Source organism: Klebsiella sp. JN_Kp121, from assembly GCF_040062145.1.
Lineage (GTDB): Bacteria > Pseudomonadota > Gammaproteobacteria > Enterobacterales > Enterobacteriaceae > Klebsiella > Klebsiella aerogenes.
Genome location: NZ_JBEAHX010000008.1, coordinates 241,911 through 257,788 on the forward strand (window position 1 = coordinate 241,911; position 15,878 = coordinate 257,788).

Genomic DNA, 15,878 nt, shown 5'->3' on the forward strand with positions numbered 1-15,878 from the left:
CCAATAAATGATAATGGCATGAAAGCAGAAACTCCCTCTTTTGAAGCACATCAGTTTGTTCGCGTGCGCCGTAGTGATGCGGTCCGCCGTTTGATTCAACGCGACAAAACGCCGTTGGCGGTATTGTTGATGGCGGCGGTGGTCGGCACGCTGGCCGGGCTGGTGGGCGTGGCGTTTGAAAAGAGCGTGAACTGGGTGCAGAACCAGCGAATTGGCGCCCTGGTGCAGGTGGCGGACCACTGGTACCTCGTCTGGCCGCTGGCCTTCATTCTGTCGGGGCTGCTGGCGATGGTTGGCTATTTTCTGGTGCGCCGCTTTGCGCCGGAGGCCGGCGGTTCCGGGATCCCGGAAATCGAAGGCGCGCTGGAAGAGTTGCGCCCGGTACGCTGGTGGCGCGTGCTACCGGTAAAATTCATCGGTGGTATGGGGACGCTGGGCGCCGGGATGGTGCTGGGGCGCGAAGGGCCGATGGTGCAGCTTGGCGGCAATATCGGGCGCATGGTGGTGGATGTGTTTCGTCTGCGCAGCCCGGAAACGCGGCACACGCTGTTGGCCACCGGCGCGGCATCAGGCCTCTCCGCGGCCTTCAACGCGCCGCTGGCGGGCATCCTGTTTATCATCGAAGAGATGCGCCCGCAGTTCCGCTACAATCTGATTTCGATTAAAGCCGTATTTACCGGCGTGATCATGTCGAGCATCGTGTTTCGTATTTTTAACGGCGAAGGGGCGATTATCGAAGTCGGCAAGTTAAGCAATGCGCCGGTGAATACCCTGTGGCTGTATCTGGTGCTGGGCATGATCTTTGGCTGTTTCGGGCCATTGTTTAATGCTCTGGTGCTGCGGACGCAGGATATGTTCCAGCGCTTCCACGGCGGCAATATCAAAAAATGGGTGTTGATTGGCGGGCTTATCGGCGGTCTTTGCGGCCTGCTGGGCCTGATGCAGCCCACGGCGGTAGGCGGCGGCTTTAATCTGATCCCCATCGCTGCTGCCGGTAACTTCTCGGTTGGGCTGCTGCTGTTCATCTTTATTGCTCGCGTCATTACCACGCTGCTGTGCTTCTCTTCCGGCGCGCCGGGGGGGATTTTCGCCCCGATGCTGGCGCTGGGGACGCTGCTGGGAACGGCATTCGGCATGGCTGCCATCCCGCTGTTTCCCTCCTATCATCTGGATGCTGGTACCTTCGCTATCGCCGGGATGGGGGCGTTGCTGGCGGCTTCGGTACGCGCGCCGCTCACCGGAATTGTGCTGGTGCTGGAGATGACCGATAACTATCAGCTCATTTTGCCAATGATTATTACCTGCCTTGGGGCAACACTATTGGCGCAGTTCCTCGGAGGTAAGCCTTTGTATTCGACCATTCTGCAGCGTACCCTGGCGAAACAGAAGGCCGAAGAGGCGGCGAAAGCGCAGCAGGTACCCCGGGAGAATACTTGAACGATTTACCAGGGTATTAGATAATGGCTCAAAAGGCCCGGTTATTCTTTAATCGGCCGGAAGTATCAATGGGAGCAAAAAATGAGTGATGACGTAGCGTTGCCGCTGGAGTTCACCGAAGCCGCAGCGAACAAAGTAAAACATCTGATTGCGGATGAAGATAATCCGAACCTGAAACTGCGCGTGTACATCACCGGCGGCGGTTGCAGCGGTTTCCAGTATGGCTTCACCTTTGACGATCAGATCAACGAAGGCGATATGACCATCGAGAAACAGGGCGTCGGCCTGGTGGTTGACCCGATGAGCCTGCAGTATCTGGTTGGCGGCGCCGTCGACTATACCGAAGGCCTGGAAGGTTCACGTTTCATCGTGACTAACCCGAACGCGAAAAGCACCTGCGGCTGCGGCTCCTCGTTCAGCGTTTAAAGATAGTCATACCAGCCCTCTGCCACAGAGAGCAACGAACACGAAAAACGGTAACCTCAAGGTTACCGTTTTGCTTTTATGAACGTCCGTTATCATCCAACGCAAAGGTCGGTAGCTTCAGGTGCCAGCGAATCGCCGCCAGGCGTATTACCAGCGTCACCATCATGCCTAACATCGCCGAGTTTTCCAGCGACAGCTGAAAGGTATAGTGCGCCGTCGCGTGTACGATACCGCCGACAATGCAGGCAGTGGCGTAGATTTCGGTGCGCAGAATCATCGGAACTTCTCGCGCCAGCACGTCGCGGATAATCCCGCCGCCGACGCCGGTGACCACGCCCATGCAGATTGCTACCAGCGGGCCGGTATGGGCAATAAAGGCTTTATTCACGCCGATGCCGACAAACACCGCCAGGCCGACGGCATCCAGCACCGGCAGTACCCATTTCGGCATGCGCCGCGGCTGGCGGACCAGTAGAATCGTTAACATACTGGTGACCATCGCTACCACCAGATCGGTAGGATCCTTAACCCAGAACACCGGGCCATTGGCCAGCGCCATATCGCGGATGGTCCCGCCGCCCACGGCGGTAACCACGCCTAATACCAGCACCCCGAAAGGGTCCATGCGTAATTTTCCTGCCAGCAATACGCCGGAGATAGCAAATACGGCTGTGCCAATAATATCCAGCCAATAGACAAGCATCGTCAGTTCCCGCTAAAAGCCTGCTGCCAGGCGGTTATTTTACCTGCTCAAGCGCAGTACAGAGTTGTTTTGCGGCAAGGATAATACGTGGGCCCGCGCGTTCAAACCAGTCGCTATGTAAGGCGATGAGCGAAATTGTGAGCTGATTTTGCCAATAGCGGTCCACGGCGGGAATTTTACTGGCGTCGCCGGTGATGACGATCGCCTGCGGATGCCGTGACAGCACCTGTTCGCGGCTGACCTGCGGCCAGGGAACGCGGCTGGCGGCAAAAATATTTTCCCCACCGCACAGGCTCAATACTTGATTCTGGATCGAGGCGCTGTTGCTGGTGAACAGCGGGTTGGCGCCAAACTGCAGAAATACGCGTTTTTTCGGCGCGTTGGCATAGCGGGCTTTTAGCGCAAGGTAATCGTCTTGCATCTTCTGGGCAGCCTGACGAGCTGTTTCCGGCTGTGGGCTCCACGGCGCTAGCATCTGCAGAGCGCTGATGATTTGCTCAATCGAACCGGTTTCAACCCAGATAACTTTGATTCCCAGCGAACTGAGCTGATTCACCTGGCGTTCGGCATTGCCGCCGCGCCACGCCAGCACCAGATCGGGCTTCAGAGCGACAATACGTTCAAGGTTCATTCCCTGCCAACTGGCGACTTGTTCGATTTTCGCCGCGGCGGGAGGGTAGTCGGAATAACTGCTGACGCCGACCGGCGTAATGCCGGCAGCAAAAGCCAATTCGGTGTTGGCCGGGGAGAGCGTCACCACCCGCGGCGCGGCGAAAAGCCACGCCGGGGCGAGTAACAGCAGGGCGGTTAACGCTTTCTGTAGCGACTTAGCCACGCGCCAGGTTCTGCACCAGGTTTTCCACCATCAGGGTGGACTGCTTGGCGGCGACGGCGAGGAACTCGTCGAAGCTGAGATGCGACTGCTGGTCAGCGACGTCAGAGATTGCGCGCACCACCACAAAGGGAATGCTGAAGTTATGGCAGACGTGGGCGATGGCGGTCGCTTCCATCTCTACGGCAACGGCCTGCGGGAAGTTGTGGCGGATTTTCGCCAGCCCTACCGAGCCGTTGATGAATGCGTCGCCGCTGACGATCAGCCCACGAACGGCGTTGAGATTCAGCGCCTTAATGCAGGTTTCCGCGGCGGCAATCAGTTTGTCATCAGCTTTGAAACCCGCCGGACAGCCAGGTAGTTGGCCGTATTCGTAGCCGAACGCGGTGACGTCGGCATCATGATAACGCGCTTCGTCAGAGACCACGATGTCGCCGACTTTCAGCGTCGGCGCCAGACCGCCCGCGGAACCGGTATTGATAATCACATCCGGCTTGCAGCGCTCCAGCAACAGGGTGGCGCCCATGGCGGCTGCCACTTTACCAATGCCGGATTTCAGCAGAGCAACCTCGGTACCGTGAAGTTGGCCGGTATAGATTTCGCTACCGCCGATAGAGATAGTCTGGCGGTTCTCGATTTTGTCGCGCAGAAGGGTAACTTCTTCTTCCATGGCGCCAATAATGCCAATTTTCATAGATTTACTCGCGATGTGTCAGGATTAGCTGCATAGTCTATCATGCGCTTAAGGGGAAGCGTATTGCTCGCGCGGGAGAGGCTATGGCAAATATTGATTTTCGCAACAAGATTCACTGGCGTCGGCGCTACCGTTCGCCGCAGGGTGTAGAGACGGAACGCGAGATCCTGCGGGTGTTTGAAAGCGATCGCGGGCGCATTATCAATTCACCGGCCATCCGCCGCCTGCAGCAAAAAACCCAGGTCTTTCCACTTGAGCGTAACGCGGCGGTCCGCACCCGACTCACCCATTCGCTCGAAGTCCAGCAGGTCGGGCGCTACATCGCCAAAGAGGTGCTAAGCCGCCTGAAAGAGCAAAAGCTGCTGGAATGCTACGGTCTGGATGAACTGAGCGGCCCGTTTGAAAGCGTGGTGGAGATGGCCTGTCTGATGCACGATATCGGCAATCCGCCATTTGGCCATTTTGGCGAGGCGGCAATTAACGATTGGTTCAGAAAACGGCTGGCGCCGAAAGATGCCGCCAGCCAGCCGTTAAGCCAGGATCGCTGCCAGGTTGACGCGCTGCGTCTGCACGACGGCGAAGGGGTGCTCAACGAACTGCGGCGTAAAGTGCGTCAGGATTTGTGCTGCTTTGAAGGCAATGCTCAGGGCATCCGTCTGGTGCATACGCTGATGCGTATGAACCTGACCTGGACCCAGGTCGGCTGCATTCTGAAATATACGCGGCCGGCGTGGTGGCGGGGAGAGACGCTTGCCAGCCATAGCTACTTAATGAAAAAACCTGGTTATTATTTAGCCGAAGAAGAGTATATCGCGCGGCTGCGTAAAGAATTGGATCTGGCGCCTTACAATCGTTTTCCATTAACGTGGATTATGGAAGCTGCCGATGATATCTCATATTGCGTTGCTGACCTCGAAGATGCGGTAGAAAAACGAATATTCAGCGCGGAGCAATTGTATCAACATCTCTATGACGCGTGGGGCACTCATGAAAAAGGATCCTTGTTCGCCCAAGTTGTAGAAAACGCGTGGGAGAAATCGCGCGCAAATTCACTGAGCCGCAGCACTGAAGATCAGTTCTTTATGTATTTACGGGTTAATACGTTGAATAAACTGGTGCCTTATGCGGCGCATCGGTTTATCGAAAACTTACCGGCTATTTTTAACGGCGATTTTAATCATGCGCTGTTAGAGGACGACAGCGATTGTAGTCAGCTACTTGAACTTTATAAAAACGTCGCCATAAAACAGGTGTTTAGTCATCCTGATGTTGAACAGCTGGAATTACAGGGCTACCGGGTTATCAGCGGTCTGCTGGATATCTACGAGCCGCTACTGAAATTATCGCTGGAGGAGTTCAGCCAATTGGTGGAACAAGATCGGGTACGCAGTTTGCCTATTGCTTCGAGGTTGTTCCAGAAACTCTCGACCCGACATCGGTTGGCTTATGTGGAGGCGGTAAATAAGCTTTCGCGCGATACCGAAGAATATCCCGTGCTGGAGTATTATTACCGCTGTCGATTGATTCAGGACTATATCAGCGGAATGACGGATTTGTATGCGTGGGATGAATATCGCCGTCTGATGGCGGTGGAATAAGTCTGAGTTTTGTAAAGACGGACAATAAATTTTTACTTTTACCGAAACTTAACTCTGGAACTTCGCGCTATAAAATGACTCTGAGAGTGCGTACACAGCAACTTTTTCGTTATCCGAAATTTGAAATTGAGATTGAAACCTATGAAAAAAACCACGTTAGCAATGAGTGCTCTGGCTCTGAGTTTAGGTCTGGCGTTGTCCCCGCTCTCTGCGAGCGCGGCTGAAACGGCTTCCTCGGCGACCACTGCGCAGCAGATGCCGAGCCTGGCGCCGATGCTGGAAAAAGTGATGCCGTCTGTGGTGAGCATCAACGTTGAGGGCAGCACGACTGTTAACACGCCGCGGATGCCGCGTAACTTCCAGCAATTCTTCGGTGACAACTCGCCGTTCTGCCAGGATGGTTCGCCATTCCAGAGCTCTCCATTCTGTCAGGGCGGCGGCCAGGGCGCCCCTGGCGATAACGCGCAGCAGCAGAAATTTATGGCGCTCGGTTCCGGGGTAATTATTGATGCGGCCAAAGGCTACGTGGTGACCAATAACCACGTGGTCGATAATGCCACCACCATTAAAGTTCAGCTGAGCGATGGCCGTAAGTTCGATGCGAAAGTCGTCGGTAAAGACCCGCGCTCCGACATCGCGCTGATTCAAATTCAGGATCCGAAAAACCTGACGGCGATTAAGCTTGCCGACTCTGACGCGCTGCGCGTCGGCGACTACACCGTGGCGATCGGTAACCCGTTCGGCCTCGGCGAAACCGTGACTTCCGGTATCGTCTCCGCATTGGGCCGCAGCGGCCTGAACGTGGAAAACTATGAAAACTTTATCCAGACCGATGCGGCTATTAACCGCGGTAACTCCGGCGGCGCGCTGGTGAATCTCAACGGTGAACTGATCGGTATCAACACCGCAATCCTTGCTCCGGACGGCGGCAACATCGGTATCGGCTTTGCTATTCCGAGCAACATGGTGAAAAACCTGACCGAGCAGATGGTCAAGTTTGGCCAGGTGAAACGCGGCGAACTGGGGATCATGGGTACCGAGCTGAACTCCGAGCTGGCGAAGGCAATGAAAGTTGATGCCCAGCGCGGCGCGTTTGTAAGCCAGGTGATGCCGGGCTCTGCGGCGGCGAAAGCGGGTATTAAAGCTGGCGACGTGATTACCACCCTGAACGGCAAGCCGATCAGCAGTTTCGCTGCGCTGCGTGCGCAGGTCGGTACGATGCCTATCGGCAGCAAAGTCGAGCTTGGCCTGCTGCGCGACGGCAAGCCGGTCAACGTTACCGTTGAACTGCAGCAGAGCAATCAGAACCAGGTTGACTCCAGCAGCATCTTTAACGGCATTCAAGGCGCGGAAATGAGCAACAAGGGCCAGGACAAAGGTGTGGTGGTGAGCAACGTGAAAGCGGGCACGCCGGCGGCGCAGATTGGTCTGAAGAAAGGCGACATCATTGTCGGCGCTAACCAGCAGCCGGTGAAAAACATCGCTGACCTGCGCAAAATCTTCGATGCAAAACCGTCCGTACTGGCGCTGAATATTCAGCGTGGTGATACCTCTATCTACCTGCTGATGCAATAATCTATCAGCGCGCATAAGCCCCTTTCCCGTGCCGGGAAAGGGGCTTTTTTATTCTGCCCGCAAGTTCTGTGATTCCCCCCACAACTCCATACTTCTCTGTCACGCTTTGTGCATATGCACAGTGCGTAGTTTCAGACACTCTTTTATGCTGATGCCCTGCTCAGGGGAGGGTTACATGGCTGGCTGGCATCTTGATACCAAAATGGCGCAGGATATCGTGGCGCGCACGATGCGCATCATTGATACCAATATTAACGTAATGGATGCCCGCGGGCGCATTATTGGCAGCGGCGATCGTGAGCGTATTGGTGAATTGCACGAAGGCGCGCTGCTGGTGTTGTCGCAGGGGCGGGTAGTTGATATCGATGATGCGGTCGCTCGCCATCTGCACGGCGTGCGTCAGGGGATTAACCTGCCGCTGCGTCTTGAAGGGGAAATCGTCGGCGTTATCGGATTAACCGGCGAGCCCGAATCACTGCGTAAGTATGGTGAGCTGGTGTGTATGACCGCGGAGATGATGCTCGAACAGTCGCGGCTGATGCATCTGCTGGCGCAGGACAGCCGCCTGCGTGAAGAACTGGTCATGAACCTGATTCAGGCGGAAGAAAATACCCCGGCGCTCAACGAATGGGCGCAGAGACTGGGCATCGACCTCAATCAACCACGGGTGGTGGCGATGATTGAAGTTGATAGCGGCCAGCTTGGCGTCGATAGCGCGATGGCGGAACTACAGCAGTTGCAGACAGCGCTGACCACGCCGGATCGCAACAACCTGGTGGCGATTGTCTCGTTGACCGAGATGGTGGTATTGAAACCCGCGTTAAATGCCTTTGGCCGCTGGGACGCCGACGACCACTGCAAGCGCGTTGAGCAACTGATTGCCCGTATGAAAGAGAACGGCCAACTGCAGTTCCGCGTTGCGTTAGGTAATTTCTTTACTGGTCCGGGCAGTATCGCACGCTCTTATCGGACCGCGCGTACGACGATGATGGTAGGGAAGCAGCGGATGCCGGAAAGCCGCAGCTACTTTTATCAGGATCTGATGCTGCCGGTGCTGCTGGATAGCCTGCGCGGCGGCTGGCAGGCCAATGAGCTGGCGCGCCCGCTGACGCGGCTGAAGGCGATGGATAACAACGGCCTGTTGCGCCGCACCTTGCAGGCATGGTTTCGTCATAACGTGCAGCCGTTGGCCACCTCAAAGGCGCTGTTTATTCATCGTAATACCCTGGAGTATCGGCTCAATCGGATTTCGGAACTAACCGGATTGGACCTGGGAAGTTTTGACGACCGTCTGCTACTGTACATTGCATTGCAGCTGGATGAGCAACGCTGACACACTCCCGCCTCAGGCGGGAGTGGAAATGACGGATTACAGGCGCTGCAGCCCGCGGGGGGTCACTTGCCAGGTGACGGTATTGGGTTGTTGCCAGCTATTGCCATTGAGTGGATTAATAATAACGGAACGATTTCCCGCTTCGGCATGGAAGACTTCAATGGTATAGCCCTCATCCAGGATGGCGGTATCTACATAGTCGCCAAGCTGCGACGATCCTTTAATCGACTGGCGATACACCACCGAACCACGCGTATTGTAGACATTGACCGTGGCGTAAGTGGTCGTAAAGTGCTTATTTGGTACCACCGCATTGGCGCTAAAGGTCAACGCGCCGCTGCCAATATCCATCTCCATCCCGGCAAAGCAAACATCATCATCGCCAAGCAGTTGCCAACTGAAGCGATCGCCATACAGTGCGGTGGTCTCCTGAGTTTCCTCTTCTGTACTAGTGGCTTCCTCATCCGGTTCATCAGGCGCGAGCGCATAGACTTCGAGGCCCGTTTTCACTACGCGCCAGCGGTTATGCTGTTTCAGCGTGACGGCGTTTTGGGTCGTGCCATTAGTGGCGCTGGAGCGGTATGGTTCATCATGGAAAATCTCGATGATCATCCCTTCCGCGAGGGCGATGGTTTCGCTGTTTGCCAGATTGTTGGTAGCACCGGCGTAGCTGCGTTGATAAACAACCGTATCGTCCTCGGCAGTAACCGTAATGCTGGCATAGGTATGGGTGGTGTAATACGAGTGCGGTGTGCCGGCCCGTGTCGCGACCGTCATTGCGCGTTGTTTATTATCGATAACGACCTGGCAAAACTCGTTATTGCCCTGGCCGCGGAGATTGAGCGTCACGCTTTTGCCCGTTAGCTCGCCCGGAGCGTTATTATCCTGAGGCAGGACATCGGCATACGCTTTAAGCAGTTCACTGCGCCGGGGCTCTTCAATATGGGGGAGCATCAGCCAAAGATCGTTTTTACAGACGCACTCTTCCTGCGCTACCAGCGAGGGCTGAGTACGGATAGCCTGAGCGTTATGCTCGAAAATCGCCTCTAAGTCATCCGCCGGACTATTGCCGAGAATAAAGTTATACAGACCATTATCATCAATGCGCATCAGTTGGTATTTCTCACGCGCAACCAGCGTTAAATATCCCGGTGAGGTTTTCAGCCGTCCCGGCTCCATGTGGGTGATATATAAGTGATAGTGAGGGCTGAATGGAATAATCACTTTACCCGTCGCGCAGTTGGTGCCGGTCATCTTACGCTCAAACACTTTTTCACCGTTGGCGGAGAGTACACTGACTGCGGCATACAATGTCCCGGGGTAGTAGCTGTGCGGGTTGGCGCTGGTCACATTGAGAATAAGCTGCTGGTTTTCGTAATCAACATCCAGGTGGGCAAAAGGCGCATCGCTATAACCTAAAAAGGAGATCGTCACGTTACGTTCGCTGGTATCGTTTTGCTGAACGTAGTTGACGGTGACCGTATTGGCGCCTTCTTTTACGGTGATATAGCTGATATCCGGGCGATATTTTTGCGAGCGGCCTTTAGGCAGTTCGATCTGATACACGCCGATTGGCATGTCCTTCAGGGTCAGGACGTCACTATTAATCACCAGTGAATAATGGTTGCCGCAATTATCCTTGATAGCCAGCGTCTGACCGTAAATTTGCTCCGGGCGATCGATATTCAGCGTCAGGGTCAGCGCCCCCGTTTTGCCTAATATTGCCAGTTCGCTGTTATCCACCAGCCAGAAGAAGGAATCCAGCCCTAACTGTTGGCGCGCGCTATCCCATTCGCTTTGCGGTAGAAAACGATACAGCGGATAGAGCGGTTTTGTCGCCAGCGAGACGATATTTTCCCGGGTGGCGTTTTTCAGCGTTAAACCGCAGAGCTCGATAAACGGCGTCACATCATATCCCGCGGAGGTAGCGATGGCGGTTGCCAGCATATCGGCAAGCTGATGATCCGACTGCTGGAAGCTCTCGCTATTGGCAAGTTGGCGATAGTTCTGATTAAAGGTGCGGAAGGATGCGATACCTGCTTTGAATAACATCAGCATCAGGAATTGCAGGCGAGAACGCAAACCCCAACTGGTGACCGGCGTCTTGTCGGTAATATAGTTAACCAACTGTGCTTCCTGCGCGGCCAGCTTACCGTAGTTGTATAGCCAGCCATCGGTATACAGATGATTATCCTGACTCAGCGTGAGCTGTTGATAGAAGGAAGCGTAAATATTGTTCCACACTTCGCTGACGGAAAGCGTGGGATCCTGCATAAATTTACCCTGATAGCCGTGGCCGATTTCATGCAGGATAACCCACTGCGTGGCGACGTTATCCAGCCAGCCTTCGCCAACCGTGGCGGCGGTCTGCGCGCACCAGTTGGTATTATAATAAGCCGAACCGACGCCATGTTTATCCGCCCGCAAAAAGTAGCGGTTGGCAACGTTCTGATTCCATTGCGAATCGGGATTTTCGCTTAGTCCGGCCCAATCGTTATAGCTGGTGAAAAGGTGGTTATAAAAACGGTGTAACGACGCTAATCCCGCTTTCATCGCGTTGTCGCGGTCGGCGTAGGGCAACAGCAGATTGATAACATCCAGATCCACCAGCGCGAAAGACGATTTATTATTCTCCCAATCCAGGAAAAACGTCTCTTCAGACTGTCCTGATTTCCAGCTGGGGAGCGGTTTCGTCGCCGCGGGTTGTTGGTAAATCACGGAGAACTCGCAGGGGCTGTCGGTAAACAACGTATCGACAAACGGCACAGAATCGACGGTGGTGCTAATCGTTGTCCAGTTGGTGGTCAAAGCGCTGGATTTTTCCACAGCGCTATCATCACACATCAGGCGCAGGGTCGAGATGCCGTTGCTGAGATCGGTTTGCCGAATTTTCAGCACCGTATTGGCGGGCAGAATAAAGCCCAGCGCCTGACGATCGTGTTTTCGTCCTTTTTCAAAACCTGCGTTATCCAGCCAGCTGGCGGATTGTAGGGTATAACATTTTTGTTCAATTTCCTGTGTCATAGCTTGATCTCCTTTTAGGTGGAAATTGAACATAAATGAAATGGAAAAATTAAGTAATTCATATAGATATGGTTGTGATGTGAAATGATGTTAGTGAGGTATAACTGAGTTTTGCTGTTAGCGAAGATGATCTACGGGTGACAAAATTGAGGATGGAGTCGGGGAAGAGGGCCAGTAGCTGGCCCGTAGCAGGCGGATTTATTTGCGCGTCAGTTTTTCCAGATCGGCTTCAATTTCACTGATCTTATTGGTGACGACGCTTTCCAGATGGCGTAAATCGTCAAGGATCTTACGCTTGAGGTCGATTTCAGTACGATCGCGCTGGCAGAGCTGATCCAGTTCGTCGATGACATAACGCAGGTTCGGACTAATCTCCTGCACTTCTTTGTAGCCCTGACCGACGCCGTCGGCGACCACAGTTTTACGCTGGCGTGGGTATTTAAACTTCACGCTTTTAGCGAAGAATTCGCCTTTATCTTTCTGGAAATAGATCTTCAGGATGTCGTTGTTAGCTTCCTGGCGCAGGCTATAGCGATCGATTTCATCAGGATTGGTAATGCCAAGACTTTTCAGATTATCGTACATAACGGTACCTTTGATATCATCATAACCATTGAATAATTAACGAAAAAATTCATCTTCGCCAGCGTCAGATATAAAAAAAGCGGGATATCTCCCGCTTTTTGTTCTGCTTAGTCGATGGTACGCAGCAGTTCGTTGATACCGACCTTACCGCGGGTCTTCGCATCAACCTTTTTCACGATCACCGCACAGTACAGGCTGTATTTACCATCTTTCGACGGCAGGTTGCCGGAAACGACAACCGAGCCCGCCGGCACGCGGCCGTAATGGACTTCGCCGGTTTCGCGATCGTAGATTTTGGTGCTCTGGCCGATGTACACGCCCATGGAGATCACCGCGCCTTCTTCAACGATAACGCCTTCAACGATTTCAGAGCGCGCGCCGATGAAGCAGTTATCTTCGATGATGGTCGGGTTAGCCTGCAGCGGCTCGAGAACGCCGCCGATGCCTACGCCACCGGACAGGTGAACGTTTTTGCCGATCTGCGCGCAAGAGCCGACGGTGGCCCAGGTATCAACCATGGTGCCTTCATCAACATAAGCGCCGATGTTGACGTAGGACGGCATCAGCACGGTATTGCGCGCGATGAACGCGCCCTGGCGGACTGCCGCCGGCGGCACTACGCGGAAGCCTTCTTTCTGGAAGCGTGCTTCATCGTAGTCGGCGAATTTCATTGGAACTTTATCGAAGTAGCGGCTTTCCGCACCATCGATAACCTGGTTATCGTTAATACGGAAAGAGAGCAGTACCGCTTTCTTCAGCCATTGATGCGTCACCCACTGACCGTCGATCTTCTCAGCGACGCGCAGCGCGCCGGAATCCAGCAGGGCAATAACCTGGTTCACCGCTTCGCGGGTGACGGTATCCACATTTGCCGGCGTGATGTCGGCGCGACGCTCAAAGGCGGACTCAATAACGTTCTGTAACTGCTGCATTGTTTCTTTCCATTCACTTAAAAAAAATACGTTACCCTTTATCGTTTGGATTGAGGGCCTCTGTCAACCGTTGTTGCACTTCTTGTTGCAGCTCATTATTAAGGGCACGCCGGTCGGCGGTGGCGATTATAAATAAATCTTCTACTCGCTCGCCAATTGTCGTAATTCGGGCTCCGTGAAGCGATATTCCGAGGTCGGCGAACACCTGGCCGACGCGGGCGAGCAGCCCTGGCTGATCGAGCGCAATGAGCTCAAGAAATGATTTCCGGTCGGTATGGGTCGGCAGAAAATTCACCTCAGTGGCGACGGAAAAATGACGTAGTTTAGCCGCCTGGCGACGCGGGGCCGGCGGCTCCCAGCTGCGTTGAGTTATTGTCTGCTCAAGACCGTGGCGAATCGCCTCGTGGCGATCGGCGGAAAGCGGGCTGCCGTCGGGTTCAAGTACGATAAAGGTATCCATCGCCATGCCATCGCGGGTAGTGAAGATCTGCGCATCGTGAACGCTGAGGTTGCGCCGATCCAGTTCGCCGCAGACGGCGGCGAACAGGTAAGGGCGGTCCGGGCTCCAGATGAAGATCTCGGTGCCGCCGCGGGTGGCCCGCGAACTCAGCAGGATCATCGGCTTACTGAGATCGTGCTTCAGCAGGTTGCGGGCGTGCCAGGCGAGCTGGTTCGGCGTATGCCGCACAAAGTAGTTCGCCCGGCAGCGGTTCCAAATCTGGTGCAGCGCCTCTTCATTGATATTGTCCATGCGCAGCAGCGCCAGCGCCTGCAGCTGATGGTGGCGTACCCGTTCGCGCATATCCGGCGTGCTCTGCATACCGCGACGCAGCTGTTTTTCAGTGGCGAAATAGAGCTCGCGCAGCAGGCTTTGCTTCCAGCTGTTCCACAGCGTTTCGTTGGTGGCGCAGATATCGGCGACGGTCAGGCATACCAGATAGCGCAGGCGATTTTCGGTCTGTACCTCTTCGGCGAACTGTTTAATCACCTCCGGGTCCTGAATGTCGCGGCGCTGGGCGGTTACCGACATCAATAGATGCTGGCGTACCAGCCAGGCGACCAGCTGCGTCTCCCGCGAATTGAGCCCGTGGAGCTCGGCGAATTTCAGCACGTCTTCGGCGCCGAGAATCGAGTGATCGCCGCCGCGGCCCTTGGCGATATCGTGAAACAGGGCGGCGATGAGGATAAGTTCAGGATGGGCCAGCCGCGGCCACAGCTCAACGCACAGCGGATGGCGGCTGCGGGTCTCTTCTTTCGCGAAGCTTTCCAGCTTTAACAAGACGCGTATGGTGTGTTCGTCGACGGTATAGGCGTGAAACAGGTCGAACTGCATCTGACCGACAATATGCGACCACTGCGGCATATAGGCCCACAGCACGCTGTGGCGATGCATCGGCAGCAGGCCGCGACTCACCGCGCCCTGATGGCGCAGCATGCTGAGGAAGAGAGTTCGCGCCTCCGGGATATAGCACAGCGGCTGCGTCAGGTGGCGGCGCGCGTGGCGCAGATGACGCAGAGTAGTGGAGTAAATGCCGGTGATGCTGCTGTTGCGCACCATAATAAAGAACATCCGCAGAATCGCCTGCGGCTCGCGCATAAACAGGGTGTCGTCACGCAGGTCTATCAGGGTGCCGCGCAGTTGGAAATCATCATCAATAGGCCGCGGCTTTTCGTTCTCGGTTAGCGCGAGGATCGCCTCGTCAAACAACTGCAGTAGCATGTTATTGAGTTCACTCACCCGACGCGTGACGCGGAAGAAATCTTTCATCATGTGTTCGATCGGCTGATTACCTTCGCCTTCATAGCCGAGGCGGTGGGCGACATTCAGCTGACGATCGAAAAGCAGGCGGTTATCGTAGCGATTAACTTCAAGGTGCAAAGCAAAACGGATGCGCCAGAGCTGGTGCAGGCACTCGTTAAGCTCGTTGCGTTCGGCTTCGGTGAGGAAGCCGAAGCCGACCATTTCATCAAGCGAGGTGGCGCCGAAGTGGCGGCGGGCCACCCACTGCAGGGTATGTATATCGCGCAGGCCGCCGGGGCTGCTTTTGACGTCCGGCTCCAGGTTGTAACTGGTGCCATGGTAGCGCTGGTGGCGAACATTCTGCTCTTCAACCTTGGCGGCGAAGAACTTTTCCGACGGCCAGAAGCCGTCGCTGAAAATATGTTTTTGCAGTTCAAGAAACAGCGCGACATCGCCGATGAGTAGGCGGGATTCAATTAAGTTGGTGGCGACGGTAAGATCTGAAAGCCCTTCGAGCAAACACTCTTCGAGGGTACGCACGCTGTGGCCGACTTCGAGCTTAACGTCCCACAGCAGGGTCAGGAGCTCGCCGACCTTTTGCGCCTGCTCGTCCGGCAGCTTTTTACGGCTCAGAATCAGCAGGTCGACGTCGGAGAGCGGGTGCAGCTCGCCGCGGCCATAGCCGCCAACGGCCACTAGCGCCAGGTCGCAGACGGATTCAAAACCATAGTCGACCCACAGCCGCTGCAGCAGCTGGTCGATAAACTCGGTGCGCGCCGCGATGAGCTGCTCTGCGGCGATGCCGTTATCAAATGCCTCTCCGAGCCAGTGCTGGAAGGTATCGATGTGCGCCTTGATTGCGGCACAGTTCAGATCGCCCTGCGGCCAGTTCACCGGATGTTCCGGCGGGATGGGCAGAAGAGGGGAGGCTGTGTCAGGTAAAGAGTTGCTCATCGCGTCACCATAAGAAAAAACTATCTAATAAAAAAGCCGGCGGG

General features: G+C 55.1%; 12 protein-coding genes. 5 read left to right on the forward strand and 7 right to left on the reverse strand.

Features of this window, described 5'->3' with window-relative positions; genetic code table 11:
- The first annotated feature begins 18 nt into the window (after positions 1–18).
- Both clcA and erpA read left to right on the forward strand, forming a co-directional pair.
- On the forward strand, positions 19–1,437 hold the full coding sequence (clcA, locus tag ABLU86_RS14140) for a H(+)/Cl(-) exchange transporter ClcA (protein ID WP_075206038.1): 1,419 nt from the start codon (positions 19–21) through the stop codon (positions 1,435–1,437).
- Between the two features lie 81 nt (positions 1,438–1,518).
- Positions 1,519–1,863 carry an iron-sulfur cluster insertion protein ErpA gene (gene erpA, locus ABLU86_RS14145; protein ID WP_015368181.1) on the forward strand — a complete coding sequence of 115 codons (345 nt, stop codon included), beginning with the start codon at positions 1,519–1,521 and terminating at the stop codon, positions 1,861–1,863.
- 76 nt (positions 1,864–1,939) lie between these two features.
- On the opposite strand, the gene ABLU86_RS14150 is transcribed toward erpA, so the two are convergent.
- Genes ABLU86_RS14150 through mtnN form a run of 3 tightly spaced genes read right to left on the reverse strand, consistent with a single transcriptional unit; the run spans position 1,940 to position 4,092 of the window.
- The gene (locus ABLU86_RS14150) at positions 1,940–2,566 is read right to left on the reverse strand and encodes a TRIC cation channel family protein (protein ID WP_015704437.1); all 627 of its coding nucleotides are present in this window, start codon (positions 2,564–2,566) and stop codon (positions 1,940–1,942) included.
- A gap of 34 nt (positions 2,567–2,600) precedes the next feature.
- Positions 2,601–3,401 carry a vitamin B12 ABC transporter substrate-binding protein BtuF gene (btuF, locus tag ABLU86_RS14155; RefSeq protein WP_059305355.1) on the reverse strand — a complete coding sequence of 267 codons (801 nt, stop codon included), beginning with the start codon at positions 3,399–3,401 and terminating at the stop codon, positions 2,601–2,603.
- Complete coding sequence (gene mtnN, locus ABLU86_RS14160) at positions 3,394–4,092, reverse strand: 5'-methylthioadenosine/S-adenosylhomocysteine nucleosidase (RefSeq protein WP_015704439.1); 699 nt, start codon at positions 4,090–4,092, stop codon at positions 3,394–3,396. The genes btuF and mtnN overlap by 8 nt, the downstream gene beginning before the upstream one ends.
- Positions 4,093–4,175: 83 nt before the next feature.
- On the opposite strand from mtnN, the gene dgt reads away from it, so the two are divergent.
- From dgt to ABLU86_RS14175, 3 genes are all read left to right on the forward strand, one after another.
- Positions 4,176–5,690: a dGTPase gene (gene dgt / locus ABLU86_RS14165; RefSeq protein ID WP_059305356.1), complete on the forward strand. Its 1,515-nt coding sequence runs from the start codon at positions 4,176–4,178 to the stop codon at positions 5,688–5,690.
- Between the two features lie 141 nt (positions 5,691–5,831).
- Positions 5,832–7,265: a serine endoprotease DegP gene (gene degP, locus ABLU86_RS14170; protein WP_015704441.1), complete on the forward strand. Its 1,434-nt coding sequence runs from the start codon at positions 5,832–5,834 to the stop codon at positions 7,263–7,265.
- A gap of 175 nt (positions 7,266–7,440) precedes the next feature.
- Positions 7,441–8,598, forward strand: coding sequence for a CdaR family transcriptional regulator (locus ABLU86_RS14175; protein ID WP_015368175.1), 1,158 nt, complete (start codon positions 7,441–7,443; stop codon positions 8,596–8,598).
- Positions 8,599–8,634: 36 nt separating this feature from the next.
- Here the strand turns inward: ABLU86_RS14175 and ABLU86_RS14180 are convergent, their stop codons facing one another.
- The 4 genes from ABLU86_RS14180 to glnD all read right to left on the reverse strand — a co-directional run bounded on the left by ABLU86_RS14180 (position 8,635) and on the right by glnD (position 15,834).
- A complete protein-coding gene (locus tag ABLU86_RS14180; protein ID WP_348796421.1) occupies positions 8,635–11,622 on the reverse strand; it encodes a putative mucin/carbohydrate-binding domain-containing protein in 2,988 nt (995 codons plus the stop codon).
- 198 nt (positions 11,623–11,820) lie between these two features.
- Positions 11,821–12,207, reverse strand: a complete 387-nt coding sequence (locus tag ABLU86_RS14185; RefSeq protein WP_015368173.1) for a DUF3461 family protein — start codon at positions 12,205–12,207, stop codon at positions 11,821–11,823.
- Between the two features lie 107 nt (positions 12,208–12,314).
- Positions 12,315–13,139, reverse strand: coding sequence for a 2,3,4,5-tetrahydropyridine-2,6-dicarboxylate N-succinyltransferase (gene dapD, locus ABLU86_RS14190; RefSeq protein ID WP_015368172.1), 825 nt, complete (start codon positions 13,137–13,139; stop codon positions 12,315–12,317).
- A 31-nt stretch (positions 13,140–13,170) separates the two neighbouring features.
- Positions 13,171–15,834, reverse strand: coding sequence for a bifunctional uridylyltransferase/uridylyl-removing protein GlnD (glnD, locus tag ABLU86_RS14195; RefSeq protein WP_020079581.1), 2,664 nt, complete (start codon positions 15,832–15,834; stop codon positions 13,171–13,173).
- Between the last annotated feature and the right edge of the window lie 44 nt (positions 15,835–15,878).

What these genes read in the sequence shown, in the direction of transcription:
- clcA (WP_075206038.1), top strand. Translation starts at nt 19, where the DNA reads ATGAAAGCAGAAACTCCCTCTTTTGAAGCACATCAGTTTGTTCGCGTG.
- erpA (WP_015368181.1), top strand. Translation starts at nt 1,519, where the DNA reads ATGAGTGATGACGTAGCGTTGCCGCTGGAGTTCACCGAAGCCGCAGCG.
- ABLU86_RS14150 (WP_015704437.1), bottom strand. Translation starts at nt 2,566, where the DNA reads ATGCTTGTCTATTGGCTGGATATTATTGGCACAGCCGTATTTGCTATC.
- mtnN (WP_015704439.1), bottom strand. Translation starts at nt 4,092, where the DNA reads ATGAAAATTGGCATTATTGGCGCCATGGAAGAAGAAGTTACCCTTCTG.
- dgt (WP_059305356.1), top strand. Translation starts at nt 4,176, where the DNA reads ATGGCAAATATTGATTTTCGCAACAAGATTCACTGGCGTCGGCGCTAC.
- degP (WP_015704441.1), top strand. Translation starts at nt 5,832, where the DNA reads ATGAAAAAAACCACGTTAGCAATGAGTGCTCTGGCTCTGAGTTTAGGT.
- ABLU86_RS14175 (WP_015368175.1), top strand. Translation starts at nt 7,441, where the DNA reads ATGGCTGGCTGGCATCTTGATACCAAAATGGCGCAGGATATCGTGGCG.
- ABLU86_RS14180 (WP_348796421.1), bottom strand. Translation starts at nt 11,622, where the DNA reads ATGACACAGGAAATTGAACAAAAATGTTATACCCTACAATCCGCCAGC.
- ABLU86_RS14185 (WP_015368173.1), bottom strand. Translation starts at nt 12,207, where the DNA reads ATGTACGATAATCTGAAAAGTCTTGGCATTACCAATCCTGATGAAATC.
- dapD (WP_015368172.1), bottom strand. Translation starts at nt 13,139, where the DNA reads ATGCAGCAGTTACAGAACGTTATTGAGTCCGCCTTTGAGCGTCGCGCC.
- glnD (WP_020079581.1), bottom strand. Translation starts at nt 15,834, where the DNA reads ATGAGCAACTCTTTACCTGACACAGCCTCCCCTCTTCTGCCCATCCCG.